Source organism: Nocardia xishanensis NBRC 101358, from assembly GCF_001613365.1.
GTDB lineage: Bacteria > Actinomycetota > Actinomycetes > Mycobacteriales > Mycobacteriaceae > Nocardia > Nocardia xishanensis.
In genome coordinates this window covers 138,158-151,277 of record NZ_BDCF01000013.1, presented here as the reverse complement: position 1 = coordinate 151,277, position 13,120 = coordinate 138,158, and the positions used below count along the sequence as shown (strand labels likewise).

Below are 13,120 nucleotides of genomic sequence, written 5' to 3'. Positions count from 1 at the left end.
GAACTTCGCCACAACTGTTGCACACGTCAGTGGCGTGACCTATCTTACAGTCGTACAACCGACCGAGTTTTGCGTGAAGGATCCGGATATGACCGATGTCGATGTCGTTGTGGTGGGTGCCGGTCTCGCCGGCTTGACCGCGGCCAGAGCTTTGCAAGCCGCCGGCCGCAGCGTGCGGGTGCTCGAGGCGCGAGACCGGGTCGCCGGCCGCAATCTCGGGGGCACGCTGGCCAACGGGGTTCCCGTCGAGATGGGCGGACAGTGGATCGGGCAGACACAGACCGAGGTATTGAAACTGGTAGGCGAATTCGGCCTGAAGACGTTCCCGACCTACGACGACGGCGAATCGGTGACGCTCTACGACGGCACAGTCACTCGCTACGGCGATGGGACCTTCGGCCTGTCCGACGAGGCGGCCGAAGAAGTCGGTCGCCTCCAGGCCGAACTCGAAGCGATAGCCGAAACCGTTTCGCTGTCTTCGCCGTGGACTTCACCGCGAGCGGCCGAGCTGGATCGCCGAACCGTCGACGAGTGGCTTCGCGCGAACACACAGAACGCGGAAGCGCTCGCGTTCTGGGCCGCGGTGGTACCCGCGCTGTTCTCCGCCGAGTCGTCCGAGATGTCGCTGCTGCACTTCCTCTTCTACATCAGATCCGCAGGCATGCTCGACGTCCTCGTCGGCGTGACCGATGGCGCGCAGGAGTTGCGCGTGGTCGGCGGCACACATCAGATCTCCGAACGGCTGGCCGACGAACTCGGCGACGATGTCGTCTCGCTCGACGTCCCGGTGCATTCGATCGCCTACGACGAAGACGGCGTGAGCGTGTCCTACTCCGGCGGAACGATCACCGCCGGGTATGCGATCGTCGCGATACCGCCGACCCTGGCCGGTCGATTGCGCTACGAGCCGGCCCTTCCCGCCACACGCGACGGACTCACCCAGCAGATCCCGATGGGGTCGGTGATCAAGGTCCAGGTCGCCTATCCAACGCCGTTCTGGCGCGACTCCGGCCTCAATGGGTTCGCCTTCAGCCTCGATGATCCGCTCAGCGTCACGCTCGACAACTCGCCGCCGGACGAATCATGCGGTGTCATCGTCGGATTCTTCGAGGGCGCGCACGCACGGACCGCGGCGCGCTGGAGCGCGGCCGAACGACGGGCTGTCGCCGTGGCGACCCTGACCAAGCTGTTCGGTTCCGAGGCCGCAGAACCGGCCGAGTACCTCGAGCAGAACTGGATGGAAGAGGAATTCACCCGCGGGTGTTACGGCGGCCGACTGGGCGCAGGCGTCTGGACGCAGTACGGAGCGGCGCTGTCCGAACCGGTCGGGCGCATTCACTGGGCGGGCGCGGAAACGTCCGACATCTGGAACGGCTACATGGACGGCGCCGTCAGATCCGGCTACCGCGCGGCAGCCGAAGTCCTCGAACGCTTGGATTCCTGAAATCGAAGGTCATCCCTCACATCGGTGCCCGGTAGCCGAGGGCTCTCAGGCGTCGGGTTGGGCGCGGAGTTCGACGCAGCATTCGCCGGGGGCGGGTGCGAGTTCGGCGTGGATGGTGTCGGCTTCGAGTCCGCGAAGCAAGCCGGTGAGGTAGGTGTGGTTGAGCGCGCACACCAGGTCGGGGGCCTGGGCAGTCAGCGGATGGAAGGGGCAGTTGCGCAGTCGCAGGCACGCCGGTGCGGTTCTGGCTGGTTCGAAGCCTTCTTCGCCGAGCGTGGTGTGCAGGAGCGTGAGGGCGCGTTCGGCGCCGAGTCGTCCCGGCCGCAGCCGTTCACGAAGGTCGCGCCCGGTTCGGGCGCCTCGATCCGCGGCGACGCGAAGGGCGGCATCGCGCGCGGTCTCGCCGGTGGCCTCGGTGAGTACCGCGTTCATCAGGATCTCGGCCAAGACTTCGTGGCGGCGTTCGGGGATGCTGACGCGGATTTCGGTGTCGGCGGGCACGTACACCTTGGGCGTGCGCCCGACCCGCCGGATTCCGCCCGCGTGTTCGTAGCGAGCTTGCAGCAGTCCGGCATCGACGAGTTTGTCGAGGTGGAACGCGGCGAGTTTCCGTGAGATCCCGGCGTGTTCGGCGGCTTCGTCGCGCGTGATGGGACGCCCGGCGCGGCGGATGAACCAGTACATGCTCCGGCGCAGTTCGTCGTCTAGCGCCGCGACGGCGCCGATGGCCGCTTCCTTGGTCACCGGTCCATAATAACGCCGATCATGCTGGACGGAACTGCTCGGGTACGGCGCTGATGTGCGGAGCTTGACGACATCACTCAATTGCACCAAGATTTATTGGTGTAATTAGATGACGGCGGTGCGGAGGTTGTCGTGCTCGATGACATGCGGCAGGCCAAGCGTCCGGTCAGCGTTGCGCTGGCCGGGCCGTACGGTCATCCGTTCCATCCGATCCTGGTCACCGTGCCGATCGGGGCGTGGCTGGCCAGCCTGGTGTTCGACATCGGCTCGCACGTCGTCGGCGAACCCGCGTTCCTCGCACGCGGCGCGCAATGGCTGATCGCCATCGGCGTGCTGGGCGCTCTCGCCGCCGCGACGGTCGGATTCCTGGACCTCTTCGCCATCCCGACCGGGACGCAGGCGTTCCGGATCGGGCTGGTGCACATGGGTCTGAATCTGGCTGTCACCCTGGCGTTCACACTCGATTTCTGGTGGCGTGCGTCCGCAACCGAAGTCGAAGGCGCCGTGCCGACCGGCCCGCTCACGCTGTCGATCATCGCTGTGGCGGTGCTCGCGGTGTCGGGCTATCTGGGCGGCAAGCTCGCCTACCACTACGGCGTGCGGGTCGCCGACGAGACCACACAGGCCGCCGGCTACCGCCGCTGACCCCCTCCCCTTCCGTCCCTTCTCTTTCAGGAGTCATCATGGGCATCGCAGCTCTGATTCTCTGGCTGCTCACCGCGGCCGGCGGGTTCGTTCTGCTGGGCACTTGGATCGCCAAAGGCGGTGCACGCCAACCGAGTTCCAGTCACCTTCCGGTTCCGGTCGTGTTCGGGCACTTCCTGCTCGCCGTGGCCGGGCTGCTGGTATGGATCGTCTACCTCGCCATCGACAACGAAGCGCTGGCCTGGGTCGCGTTCGGACTGCTCGTGCCGGTCGCGCTACTCGGATTCACGATGCTGGCGCGCTGGCTGCCGGTCTACCGGGCCCGCACCGCGAACCGGGTCGCGGCCGAGGCCCCGGCCGAGCGGCATTTCCCGGTCGCGATCGTCGGTGGGCACGGCGTTCTCGCGGTGACCACTGTGGTGCTGGTCCTGCTCACCGCTCTCGGCGTCGGCGGGAACTGAACGAATGTCTCAACCCGCACTGCGCGTCGTCCACAATCCCGGGACCGTCGACCTGGCCGCCGCCGAAGAGGCCGCCCGCACCTTTCTGACCGCACTCGGTGTCGGTCTCGACAACGAACACCTGCAATCCACCCCGGGACGGATGGCCCGCGCCTATGCCGAGTTGTTCACCCCGCGCTCGTTCGACCTGACCACCTTCCCCAACGAGGAGGGCTACGACGAACTCGTGCTGGCGCGCCGCATCCCGCTGCGGTCGGTGTGCGAACACCACCTGCTGCCATTCGTCGGCGTCGCCCACGTCGGCTATCTGCCCGGTGATCGCATTCTCGGCCTGTCCAAACTGGCCCGCATCGTCGAACACTTCTCCCGTCGCCCGCAGGTCCAGGAACGGCTGACCAAGCAGATCGCCGACTGGCTCATCGAACACCTGGACCCCAAGGGGGTCGGAGTGGTCATCGAGGCCGAACACACCTGCATGACCTTGCGCGGAGTCCAAGCGGCCGGAACCACCACCGTCACCTCCACGCTGCTCGGCACCCTGCGGGAAGACGCGCGCTCACGCCAGGAGTTCTTCGCCCTGACCGGCATCGTCCCCTGACGCCGGGGTCCGCGGACGCGCGTCAGCGGTTGATCGCTGACGCGCAGTGCGCCGCTGCGGTGAGTACAACGACCGAGCCGAGGTGAGACATGCCGACACAGACGGGCGTAGACCGCCATTGAGTTCGCGGGCGATGAATTGGTTGAACGTCGACCAGTTCGCGCCGCGCACGGCAGACGGTCACTTGGGATCGGCCGTGGCCAGCGCCTCGGCGATCGGCATACCCGTGCGTTCGGCGAGACTCAGCCGCTCTCGAACCTCGCGCGGCGTGCGGGGCCGGTAGCCGGGACCGGCGCCACAGCAGCCGCCGTAGAAGTTCAGCCCGGAATCGAGCACGGCGTCGAGCGCTCGCCACCCCGCATTGTCGACTTTCCTGGGCACCGCCAAGTGCGGACCGGCGTCGATGAGGTTCCCAGGGCATTGCGGGCAACGGTCCGGCCCACGTCCGATCGAGTGCTTGGAGGAAACCCGGCAGGACAAGCACACCAGATGCGTCCGGCTGGGGTAGATGCACATGTGGGCAGCCTACGTTCGCGGCTCCGTCAGATCGAGCCATTTCGGCTACAGCCGGGCGGTAATCGGGCATGAGGTTTCTGACAGCGAATCATGCTGGGTGGCAATGTGCTTGGGTGCATTCCGGCCGGGCAGGCCACCCTGCCGTCTGGGGTGTGGTCAGTCGGCGCGCCCTCGGGCGAGCGTCCACAGCGGCATATCGTCGACGTCTTCGCCTTCCTCGGCTGCGACCCACCAGCCGGTGTCGTCGAGATAGCGCTCGAACCACTGCGCCAGGCTCGGCGAATCGATGAACCAAGCAGAGTCCGGATCGCCCGGGTTGGGCTCGAACAACAGGACCGTGCCCTCATCGCTGTGGCAGTCGACGCACGCGTACATGCCACAGCCTCGAGTCAGGATGGGCACCACACCTTCCGGCCAAGCCCACTCGGTTCCCGCACCGGCGGCCCGGTTGGTGAGATAGGCCGACACCACGGTTCGGCGTCACCGCTTAGCAGCCGGAGCAACTGGTAGTCGGGGCCGAAACCGCCGTCCGCGACCTGCCGGTATACGCATGCGAGAAGGGGATGGAGGGCGAAGCCTAACCGAGGTTCCGGTCGCGTCTACGCACTCGAAGCCGTGCTGACGTGAAAGTGGTTGCCGAGCAGTCGCTTTGCGCCCTTCCCCGGTTTCGCGCGATGTGCGGAGTCTCTCTGGTTGTGGCAGTCGTCGCCGGACGTGTGACAAGATCGCCCGGTTCGTCGATCCGTGCACAGGGAGGCCCTCGATTGGATCTACGCCTGGGACCCAACAGATCTCACCGGATCCGGCGCGCCGCACTGGCGCTCCTGATCGGAGCCGGTGTGCTCGGCGCCCCCGTGCCCGCGGCGGCGGAGGAAGGCGGCGACCCCTACATCGATCGCCTGGCTCAGGCGGCGGACACCCCAACCATGCAGTGGTCCGACTGCCAGGACGGCTTCCAGTGCGCGTCCGCGAAGGTGCCGCTGGACTACAACCAGCCGCACGGTGACCAGATCGAGTTGGCGGTGATCGAACTGCCCGCCGCCGATCCGAGTCAGCGGATCGGCACACTGTTCGTCAACTTCGGCGGTCCCGGCCCGTCAGGGGTGGATCGCCTGCGCGAACGGGCTCGGTGGCCGTGGCTGTTCTCCGATGAGCTGCGGTCGCGGTTCGACGTGGTCTCCTGGGACACCCGAGCGGTGGCACGCAGTGCGGCGGTGCGCTGTTTTCCGTCCGTGGACGAACAGTTGGCATTTCTCGGCTCGGTGCCCGAGATGCCCACCGCCGCAGGCCAAGAGGCCCCGTACTACGACTGGTCCAAGGAGTTCGCCGACCGCTGCGAGCAGCAGGCCGGTCCGATCCTGAACCACGCCTCGACCGCCAACACCGCGCGGGATCTGGAACTGTTGCGCCGCGCCGTCGGGGATCCGAAGCTCACTTATCACGGTATTTCCTACGGAACCCAGCTCGGCGCGATCTACGCGAACATGTTCCCCAGCCGGGTGCGCGCGATGGTCTTCGATGGCTCGATGGACTTCGAGGGCAACATCAACGGCCACGACGGACAGGGCGCCACGGTTCCGCTGGACACCCGGCAGGGCGTCGCCGACGGCATCGCCGCCACCTTCGAAGCATTTCTGCAACAGTGTTCGGCGGCCGGGCCGCGCTGCGCTTTTTCCTCCGGCGATCCGAGGCTGAAGTGGACGGTGCTCGCGGAGCGGGCTCGGCTGGCACCGATCAAGGTGGATGGTCAGGCGTGGACCTATTCGGCGATCATCAATGCGGCAGCCAGTCTTTCGCAGTCGTCCACCTACCCGGACCTGGCGGTGCTGCTGCAGAAGCTGTTCGACGCGGGCACCACCGTTCCAGGACTGCTGCCGGTCGCGCGCGGCGCGTCCTACCTGGGCAACCGCACCGAGGCGTACCACGCGATTCAGTGCACCGACAGTGTGGTGCCGACCGACACCAGCATCTACAGCCGCGCAGCGGTATCGGAAGATCTGCGGGTGCCGTATTTCGGTCGGGTCGCCGTCTTCGGCACCTCCACCTGCGCGTTCTGGCGAGGCCATGACGCCGACCGGTACACCGGACCGTGGAATCGCCGCACCGCTGCGCCGATCTTGGTGCTCAACAGCAGATTCGACCCCGCGACCCCGTTGCCAGGCGCCTACGCGGGCGCCGCCCAGCTGGCCGACGCCCGGGTGGTGGTGATCGAAGGTGCCGGCCACAGCAGCATGTACGTGCCGAGCAGCTGCGCCGAGCGGACCAAACGGGAGTACCTGTTCACGGGCCTGCTACCACCGGAAGGCACCGGCTGCGCTATTGACAAGTCGCCCTTCGACTGACCAGACGTCTCAGCAATCGGCTGCTTCGCAGACTGCGTAGCCCTGCCGGTGGCGGATGTACCAGAACCACACGGGCGTTGGGTCGTCGGCATCCTGACGGGCTTGCTTGGCATGGCCGTGCCGATCACCTGGGACGCGGAAGTACAGGCAGGTAGTCGAATTCGACTGTCGGAGGTACTGCGCTTCGGCGAGTTGCCACGATCAGTGCCGCAGCGTCGCGGTGGCGATCTCGAGGAAATCGAGCAGTAGCTTCTCGCGCCGGTCCGTGGCGACGGCCAGGCACGTCTCCACCCGTGGCGCGTCGGAGACGGAGAGATGGACGAGGTCGGGGCGGGAGTAGGACCGCGCCACACTCAGCGGGACGAGCGCGATGCCGTGCCCGGAAGCGATGAGCTCGAACTTTTCTTCCAACGAGGACGTCCGCCGAGTCGGCATGTCGAGCATCCGCTCGCTGTCGAGGTCGGCGCGGGTGAGCTGCGTTCGGCACGCCAGCGGGTGAGTCGCGGGCATACAGGCGACCCTGGGCTCGTGGCCGAGGGAGATGGTTTGCAACCCCGAGTCGTCGAACGGCCTTCGTAGATAACCGATCTGGGCTCGGCCGTCGCGCAGCGGCGCGTCCGGATCCCACCAGCGCACCGGGATGATGCCGGTCTCGACATCGGGGTAACGCGAGGCGAAGGCCCGGATCGCTTCCGACACATGCAGTCCCGGCGAAAAGGCGACCACGAGCCGTTGGACGCCTCGGTCGGCGTCCTGCACGCGCCGCACAGCCGCGTCGACGGCCGGGAGGATCCCCTGCGCCTCCTCGTAGAGCCGCTTCCCGGCGGCGGTCAGCTCCACGCTGCGGGTGGTCCGCACGAGCAGAGCGCAGTCCAGCTCCTGTTCGAAAGCCCGGATCTGTCGGCTGAGAACCGGCTGGGCGATGTAGAGCTGTTCCGCCGCCCGGCCGAAGTGCCGGTGCTCGGCCACCGCGACGAAGTAGCGGAGCTTGCGCAGATCCAGATCCATGCCTTCAAGGTATCAATTGGCGCAAAGGGTATTGGACTCGGCAAACAGCCGCGCCGAGACTCGAAGCATGATCGTTATCACCACTCCCACCGGCCAGATCGGCGGCCGACTGCTGGACATCCTGCTCACCGAAATCCACACCGGAGGTGAAGAATTGCGCGTCATCGTGCGCGATCCCGGAAGGCTGCCCGAGGCGGTCCGCGCCCGCGTCGATGTCGTCGCCGGCTCGCACGGCGACGCCGACGTCGTGGAACAGGCCTTCGCCGGCGCGGACGCCGTCTTCTGGCTGGTCCCGCCTGCCGCACGGGCATCGAGCCTGGACGCCGCGTATTCCGAGTTCACTCGCGCCGCCGGGAAGGCGTTGACCACCCACGGAGTCGGGCACGTCGTCGGCGTTTCGGCGCTCGGCCGCGGCACCCCTGTCGCCGACCGCGCCGGGCTGGTGACAGCGTCGCTGGCGATGGACGACCTCCTCGCGAGTACGGGCGTGGCCTACCGGGCACTGGCGAACCCATCCTTCATGGACAACATACTGCGACAGGCTGTTTCGATTCGAGACGACGGTGTGTTCACCGGAACCCTCGGCGCCGACCGCAAAGCGCCGATCGTCGCCACCCGAGACATCGCCGCGGCCGCCGCAGGCCTGCTGCTCGACCGCTCGTGGACAGGCACCGGCGAGGTCGCGGTCCTCGGCCCCGAGGATCTTTCGCCGAACGACATGGCGCACATCATGTCCGAAGTGCTCGGCCGCCCGATCCGCTACCGGCGCCAGTCGCTCGACGAATTCCGAGCCACCCTCGCCGGACTCGGGGACGCGTTCGTGGACGGATTCGTCGACATGATGCGCGCAAAGGACGAGGGTCTCGATGACGGCCGACGCACTCCGGAGACCGCGAGCCCGACGAGCTTCCACGAGTGGTGCGCGCAGGTCCTCGCGCCCGCTGTCCGGGAGTGAGCGCTGGGGCGGCCGAGTTCAGCCGAACGGGCGCAGGGGAATTCGAGCGAGCTCGGTCTGCTCGTCCGGGGTGAGTGGCGCACGTCCGCTCCCTTTGGCCAGCGCGGTCGGCTGATCCCAGCCGAGCCGAGTCGCAGCGGTATCCACGCCGAGGAAGCCGGTGACGAGTGCCGCCGCGGTGGAGGTGGCCCAGATGGGGCGGTCCAGCGCGGCGGCCAGATCCAGTCCGTGCAGGACCAGTTCCACCACGCGGGTGAGCAGGAATTCGTCCAGGGCCATGCCGTCGCCCCAGCGAGTCACGATCAGCCGATCGGGTGGTTGGTGGGCGATGCCGTCCATGCTGCGGCGGCGTTGGTGGTCGAAAGCGGCGACCAAGTCGGCCGGATCCGGCTGGGCCGCCGCGGCGCGCTGGGCCGCGGCCACGCGGTCGGCATTGGCGGTCGAGTCGAAGATGCGCGGATGGTAATAGCCGCTGGCGTCGAGATCCGCGCGCGACGGTGCGGGGGCGGCCAGACCGTCGGGGACGCGGGCGATGGCAGCGGTGACGTGTGCGATCAACTCGGCTACGGTCCACGGCGGGCACGGGGTGGGCCGCGCGAACTCGGGCGGGGTGAGCTCGGCCAGGACCCGCGCACAGGCCAGGCTCTCTTCCTCGAATGCGCGGACCACGTCAGTCATCGGCCCGACCTCCGCGACGCGCGACCAGAACCACGAGCGCGGCTGCGATCGCGAGGGTCGGGTGCACGATGCGGTCCCGCATGTCCACCGGGATGATGCCGAGGATGGCATCGCCGCCCAGCGCTCCCAGTACCGTCTCGGACGCGTAGAGGGCCCCGACCGCCACGACCACCGGGACCGGCCGGGTGCGCAACCCCGCCAGCAACGCCACCGCGACCACCGCTTGCAGCACCGCGCGCCACCCGGACCCGGGCGTGGCGAACACCGGATCACCGAGCAGCGTGGTGACCGAGCGGATCAGCAGGAACAGTCCGACTACGAGGCAATACCACTGCGCCACAGTGGTTCTCGTGGCCGTTGGACGGGAGTGGGTGATCATGCGAACTCCTCGGGCCAGGGCGGCACCAACGCTACGACCTATACTGCCACCGTGGCAATAGCGGAGTCGAAGCGGCGCAGGCGCACGGTCCAGGAGGCGCGGGCCGAGATCCTGGCGGCGGCGAGCGCGCTGCTGCGGGAGCGGCCGTCGGACACGGTGACGGTGAGCGCGATCATGAGCCGGACCACGTTGTCGCGCAAGTCGTTCTACGTCTACTTCCCCGACCGGGTCGCTCTGCTGCGAGAACTCCTCGCCCCGTTGCGCGCCGTGACCGACGCCGCCATCGCGCGCTGGCGCACCGCGACCGATCCTCGACCGGCCGCGCGTGCGGCACTGGAGTCCGCGGCACGGATGTATCAGCGCGACGGCGCGGTACTGCGCACCTTGGCGGAGGCATCACAGCGGGACGCGGAGGCCGCCGGGCTGTGGCGAGAATTCCTCGAGCCGCTCGAACAGGCTGCGGCAGAGACGATCTCCCGCGCCGACGCCCGGCTACCGCACGAATCGATCGCCCGGGCGTTGGTCGCGATGAACGTGCACTACCTGCTCGACGAGGTGGTCGGCGCCGAACCGGAAGTCCTCGACACGGCCGTCGACACGCTCGCCGCGATCTGGGAGCGCACCCTCTACCCACATGACTGAGTGACATTGCGTCAGCGAGAATTCGCTACGGCTCGAGCCTCCCGATTGCCGTAACGCCTCGATCGCGATGAAGACATCCTGCCCGACCGCGGGTAGTTCACAGTTGCGCCTCAGCCGCCCCGGGTGCCTCGGCATCGTTGGCGTTGCCCATTCGGCAACGCCAGACGCCTTGCGACGCAGGTGATCCGAACTTCAGACAGCGCGTACGTGCTTTACCTGTTCTGCGCGGAACGCTGGTGCTCGCGCCACGCCTTCTGCGTGTCGGTCAGTTTCTGGCGCGGCTTCCGGTTCCGGAAGAAGTCCACTACCAGCAGCACCGGCAGGATGAACGCTTGGAAGAAGATCAGGTACGAGCCGCCCTCGAAGATGAAGGCCAGGTAGACGGCATAGCCCAAGTAGATGGGCCCCAAAATACCGTTGATCAGGCGCGAAGCCCTGCTCTGCCCGTTCTCGACCATGGCCATAGCGATCATGACGACGCCACTGATCGCGAGCAGCCCTACATACCAATTGAACACGGGACCCCCCTGTGCAGTTCCAGCCGTACCGAACGGTTCGGCCGCGCCGGAACGATAGCACCAACTACCGCAACCACACACATCGAATATCGGCGCCCTGATTCACCGGCCGCGCTAGCGCCTGAATCCCGAGCCAGTTCGGTTGCGGAGCTCGATCCCAGCGTGCGGTAGCCCGGGTGCACCACTCGCGGTCAGTTCCCTTGCCTTGATCAGTTTGTCCAGCACGGTCGCCAGCTGCTCGTATTCGTCGTCGGTCAACCCGGTGAACATGTCGCGTTCGTGGGCTAGGGCGATGTGGGCGAGCTGCCCGAGGAGCTTGCCGCCCTCGGTGGTCAGGTGCAGTTCGTGGTTGCGGCGCGGTGGGTGTGGCTCACCCCGACCGACACGGACGAGCAGCTGCTCCCCGAGTACCCGCCCTTCAGCGCGGCCGGAATCAGTTGGCGCGCAGTGGATCACGCCGAGACGGCGGCCGCTCTATTGAAGCGGCCGGAGGCGGTGATCGACACACTCTCCGTCACCCGGCCGACGCCGGATCGACGCCTGTTCGAACCGGACGGCGTGCATCTCACCTCGGTCGGTCAGGTGGCGGTGGCGCGGGTCGCGGTAGCCGGGCTGTCCCAGCTGGAGTGACCCGGTGCGGTTTGCGTGACCCGCCTCCTCCGCCGATTGGAACGAGGAGGGGTGGGTCTCGCAGGCCAGATCAAGAAGTATCGGTTCGCGTCGCGGCGACGGCCACGGTGGCGTAGCGCATCACAAAGCTGCCTCCTGCACCGTCGATCGCGGCGCCGACCCCCGCCAGCACTTCCTCGAGCTCGGGCCGCGCGAGCCGCGTGAAGGCGCCCTGGGTCGGTAGCTGATCCAACCACTCGTCGCGCGTGTAGGACCGTTCCCAGTCGAATCGCCACTGCTCGGGGTCGGCGAACGCACCCACCTGCCGTATCCCGTCGGCGGCCTTGGCGCACAGCGCACCGTATCCGTCCACGGCCGACACCGCCTGCTGACGCGCGGCCAGCGAATCGGGTATCACCCGCCGATAGACCTCGGCGAAGGCTTCGGCGACTTCGGGCACGGGTTGCCCGGCGTTCCAGAAGAGGGCCAGTGCACCGCGCGGACGCAGTGCCTGTGCCGCCTTTGCGGCTCCGGCGACCGGGTCCACCCAGTGCCAGGTCTGCCCGGAGACGACGGCGTCGAACCTTCGGCCCGCTGGATCCCAGGCTTCGAACGACGCCACCTCGACGTCGAGTCCACGCTGCCGGGCCAGCTCGGCCATCCGAGGGTCGACGTCGATGCCGAGCACCCGACACCCGGCTGCTTCGAACTGCCGCGCCACGATGCCGGTGCCACACCCGACGTCGAGAACGTCGGGACCGGGGCTGCCCGCCGAGATCAGGTCCACCAGGGCCTGGGGGTAGCGCGGCCGAGCCCGGTCGTAGCGTTCGGCATCGGAGCCGAACGACTCCGCTACCTCTCGATGGTGATGGGACGCGTTTTCGGAGTGTGGATTTCGCTCCGGAGGTAGAGTGGGCACATGCCCACTAATAGTGGGCGTGTGCCCACTCGTCAAGAGAAGCGGGCCTGCCGAGGAAAGAAGGGAGTTGCGGTGCCAACGGGAGTAGCCCTCCGCGACGTGCGTGAGCAACTGTTCGACGCCGCCGAGCGCGTCTTGCTCCGGGACGGACCCAGCTCGCTCACCAGCCGGGCGGTCACCTCGGAGGCGGGCTGCGCCAAAGGCGTTCTGCACCGGCACTTCACCGATTTCGACGCGTTCCTCGCCGAGCTCGTGCTCGACCGCATCGCCCGGATCGACGGCCAGGCGGCCGCGCTACGCGAGTCGGCCGGAACCGGCTTCGTCGCCGACAACCTCACCCGGGCACTGACGACCCTCTTCGAGTCCGTCGCGGTGGCGATCGTCAGCCTCGTCACCTCCCGCGACGAGCTACGCGCCCGGCTGCGCGAGGCGAGACCGACCGGCGTGCCGATCCTGACGGACGCCGCGCTCGCGCTCGCCCCCTACCTGACCGCCGAACGACGACTCGGCCGCATCGCCGCGGACGCCGACGTCGATACGCTCGCTCCCACCCTGATCGGAGCCGTGCACATGCTCTTCGCCGACCGCCAAGGCATCCCACCCGAGACCGCGGACGTCCACAAAGTAGTCACCGCGGTCATCGCCGGGCGTTGAGCACGTCA

At 67.7% G+C, this 13,120-nt stretch carries 18 protein-coding genes; 9 read left to right on the top strand and 9 right to left on the bottom strand.

Features of this window, described 5'->3' with window-relative positions; genetic code table 11:
* The first annotated feature begins 88 nt into the window (after positions 1–88).
* A complete protein-coding gene (locus NX1_RS13100; RefSeq protein ID WP_068058234.1) occupies positions 89–1,444 on the top strand; it encodes a flavin monoamine oxidase family protein in 1,356 nt (451 codons plus the stop codon).
* 45 nt (positions 1,445–1,489) lie between these two features.
* Here NX1_RS13100 and NX1_RS13095 read toward each other — a convergent pair whose 3' ends face one another.
* Positions 1,490–2,188 (bottom strand): helix-turn-helix transcriptional regulator, encoded by a 699-nt coding sequence (locus tag NX1_RS13095; RefSeq protein WP_068058106.1) that lies wholly within the window; start codon positions 2,186–2,188, stop codon positions 1,490–1,492.
* A gap of 132 nt (positions 2,189–2,320) precedes the next feature.
* On the opposite strand from NX1_RS13095, the gene NX1_RS13090 reads away from it, so the two are divergent.
* The 3 genes from NX1_RS13090 to folE are packed head-to-tail and all read left to right on the top strand — an operon-like array spanning position 2,321 to position 3,892.
* Entirely contained in the window at positions 2,321–2,833 is a 513-nt protein-coding gene (locus NX1_RS13090; RefSeq protein WP_245668475.1) for a DUF2231 domain-containing protein, read from the top strand.
* Positions 2,834–2,871: 38 nt separating this feature from the next.
* The gene (locus tag NX1_RS13085) at positions 2,872–3,294 is read left to right on the top strand and encodes a hypothetical protein (RefSeq protein WP_068058102.1); all 423 of its coding nucleotides are present in this window, start codon (positions 2,872–2,874) and stop codon (positions 3,292–3,294) included.
* Positions 3,295–3,298: 4 nt separating this feature from the next.
* Positions 3,299–3,892 carry a GTP cyclohydrolase I FolE gene (gene folE, locus NX1_RS13080; protein WP_068058100.1) on the top strand — a complete coding sequence of 198 codons (594 nt, stop codon included), beginning with the start codon at positions 3,299–3,301 and terminating at the stop codon, positions 3,890–3,892.
* 180 nt (positions 3,893–4,072) lie between these two features.
* Here folE and NX1_RS13075 read toward each other — a convergent pair whose 3' ends face one another.
* Both NX1_RS13075 and NX1_RS13070 read right to left on the bottom strand, forming a co-directional pair.
* Positions 4,073–4,408: a hypothetical protein gene (locus NX1_RS13075; RefSeq protein ID WP_068058098.1), complete on the bottom strand. Its 336-nt coding sequence runs from the start codon at positions 4,406–4,408 to the stop codon at positions 4,073–4,075.
* 156 nt (positions 4,409–4,564) lie between these two features.
* Positions 4,565–4,879, bottom strand: coding sequence for an SMI1/KNR4 family protein (locus NX1_RS13070; protein ID WP_068058096.1), 315 nt, complete (start codon positions 4,877–4,879; stop codon positions 4,565–4,567).
* Between the two features lie 293 nt (positions 4,880–5,172).
* Between NX1_RS13070 and NX1_RS13065 the strand changes: the two genes are divergently transcribed.
* Positions 5,173–6,750, top strand: coding sequence for an alpha/beta hydrolase (locus NX1_RS13065; protein ID WP_068058094.1), 1,578 nt, complete (start codon positions 5,173–5,175; stop codon positions 6,748–6,750).
* A gap of 201 nt (positions 6,751–6,951) precedes the next feature.
* On the opposite strand, the gene NX1_RS13060 is transcribed toward NX1_RS13065, so the two are convergent.
* A complete protein-coding gene (locus NX1_RS13060; RefSeq protein WP_068058092.1) occupies positions 6,952–7,758 on the bottom strand; it encodes a LysR family transcriptional regulator in 807 nt (268 codons plus the stop codon).
* A 67-nt stretch (positions 7,759–7,825) separates the two neighbouring features.
* Between NX1_RS13060 and NX1_RS13055 the strand changes: the two genes are divergently transcribed.
* On the top strand, positions 7,826–8,713 hold the full coding sequence (locus NX1_RS13055) for an NAD(P)H-binding protein (protein ID WP_068058090.1): 888 nt from the start codon (positions 7,826–7,828) through the stop codon (positions 8,711–8,713).
* Positions 8,714–8,731: 18 nt separating this feature from the next.
* Here the strand turns inward: NX1_RS13055 and NX1_RS13050 are convergent, their stop codons facing one another.
* Together NX1_RS13050 and NX1_RS38380 are read right to left on the bottom strand one after the other, a co-directional pair.
* Positions 8,732–9,391 carry a maleylpyruvate isomerase N-terminal domain-containing protein gene (locus NX1_RS13050; RefSeq protein ID WP_068058088.1) on the bottom strand — a complete coding sequence of 220 codons (660 nt, stop codon included), beginning with the start codon at positions 9,389–9,391 and terminating at the stop codon, positions 8,732–8,734.
* Positions 9,384–9,770, bottom strand: a complete 387-nt coding sequence (locus NX1_RS38380) for a hypothetical protein (protein WP_169812228.1) — start codon at positions 9,768–9,770, stop codon at positions 9,384–9,386. The genes NX1_RS13050 and NX1_RS38380 overlap by 8 nt, the downstream gene beginning before the upstream one ends.
* Positions 9,771–9,821: 51 nt before the next feature.
* Between NX1_RS38380 and NX1_RS35330 the strand changes: the two genes are divergently transcribed.
* The gene (locus NX1_RS35330) at positions 9,822–10,412 is read left to right on the top strand and encodes a TetR/AcrR family transcriptional regulator (RefSeq protein ID WP_068058084.1); all 591 of its coding nucleotides are present in this window, start codon (positions 9,822–9,824) and stop codon (positions 10,410–10,412) included.
* Positions 10,413–10,624: 212 nt separating this feature from the next.
* Here the strand turns inward: NX1_RS35330 and NX1_RS13035 are convergent, their stop codons facing one another.
* Both NX1_RS13035 and NX1_RS36195 read right to left on the bottom strand, forming a co-directional pair.
* Positions 10,625–10,930: a hypothetical protein gene (locus NX1_RS13035; protein WP_068058082.1), complete on the bottom strand. Its 306-nt coding sequence runs from the start codon at positions 10,928–10,930 to the stop codon at positions 10,625–10,627.
* A 114-nt stretch (positions 10,931–11,044) separates the two neighbouring features.
* Positions 11,045–11,200: a hypothetical protein gene (locus NX1_RS36195; RefSeq protein WP_157119707.1), complete on the bottom strand. Its 156-nt coding sequence runs from the start codon at positions 11,198–11,200 to the stop codon at positions 11,045–11,047.
* Positions 11,201–11,224: 24 nt separating this feature from the next.
* Between NX1_RS36195 and NX1_RS13030 the strand changes: the two genes are divergently transcribed.
* On the top strand, positions 11,225–11,560 hold the full coding sequence (locus NX1_RS13030) for a hypothetical protein (RefSeq protein WP_068058080.1): 336 nt from the start codon (positions 11,225–11,227) through the stop codon (positions 11,558–11,560).
* Between the two features lie 70 nt (positions 11,561–11,630).
* Here NX1_RS13030 and NX1_RS13025 read toward each other — a convergent pair whose 3' ends face one another.
* Complete coding sequence (locus tag NX1_RS13025; protein ID WP_068058078.1) at positions 11,631–12,458, bottom strand: class I SAM-dependent methyltransferase; 828 nt, start codon at positions 12,456–12,458, stop codon at positions 11,631–11,633.
* Between the two features lie 72 nt (positions 12,459–12,530).
* On the opposite strand from NX1_RS13025, the gene NX1_RS13020 reads away from it, so the two are divergent.
* Entirely contained in the window at positions 12,531–13,112 is a 582-nt protein-coding gene (locus NX1_RS13020) for a TetR/AcrR family transcriptional regulator (protein WP_068058076.1), read from the top strand.
* Positions 13,113–13,120 lie beyond the last annotated feature (8 nt).

Bases quoted from the DNA above. Each gene is read 5' to 3' on its own strand.
- NX1_RS13060 (WP_068058092.1), bottom strand. From the start codon at position 7,758: ATGGATCTGGATCTGCGCAAGCTCCGCTACTTCGTCGCGGTGGCCGAG.
- NX1_RS13085 (WP_068058102.1), top strand. From the start codon at position 2,872: ATGGGCATCGCAGCTCTGATTCTCTGGCTGCTCACCGCGGCCGGCGGG.
- NX1_RS13050 (WP_068058088.1), bottom strand. From the start codon at position 9,391: ATGACTGACGTGGTCCGCGCATTCGAGGAAGAGAGCCTGGCCTGTGCG.
- NX1_RS38380 (WP_169812228.1), bottom strand. From the start codon at position 9,770: ATGATCACCCACTCCCGTCCAACGGCCACGAGAACCACTGTGGCGCAG.
- NX1_RS36195 (WP_157119707.1), bottom strand. From the start codon at position 11,200: ATGTTCACCGGGTTGACCGACGACGAATACGAGCAGCTGGCGACCGTG.
- NX1_RS13055 (WP_068058090.1), top strand. From the start codon at position 7,826: ATGATCGTTATCACCACTCCCACCGGCCAGATCGGCGGCCGACTGCTG.
- NX1_RS13100 (WP_068058234.1), top strand. From the start codon at position 89: ATGACCGATGTCGATGTCGTTGTGGTGGGTGCCGGTCTCGCCGGCTTG.
- NX1_RS13075 (WP_068058098.1), bottom strand. From the start codon at position 4,408: ATGTGCATCTACCCCAGCCGGACGCATCTGGTGTGCTTGTCCTGCCGG.
- folE (WP_068058100.1), top strand. From the start codon at position 3,299: ATGTCTCAACCCGCACTGCGCGTCGTCCACAATCCCGGGACCGTCGAC.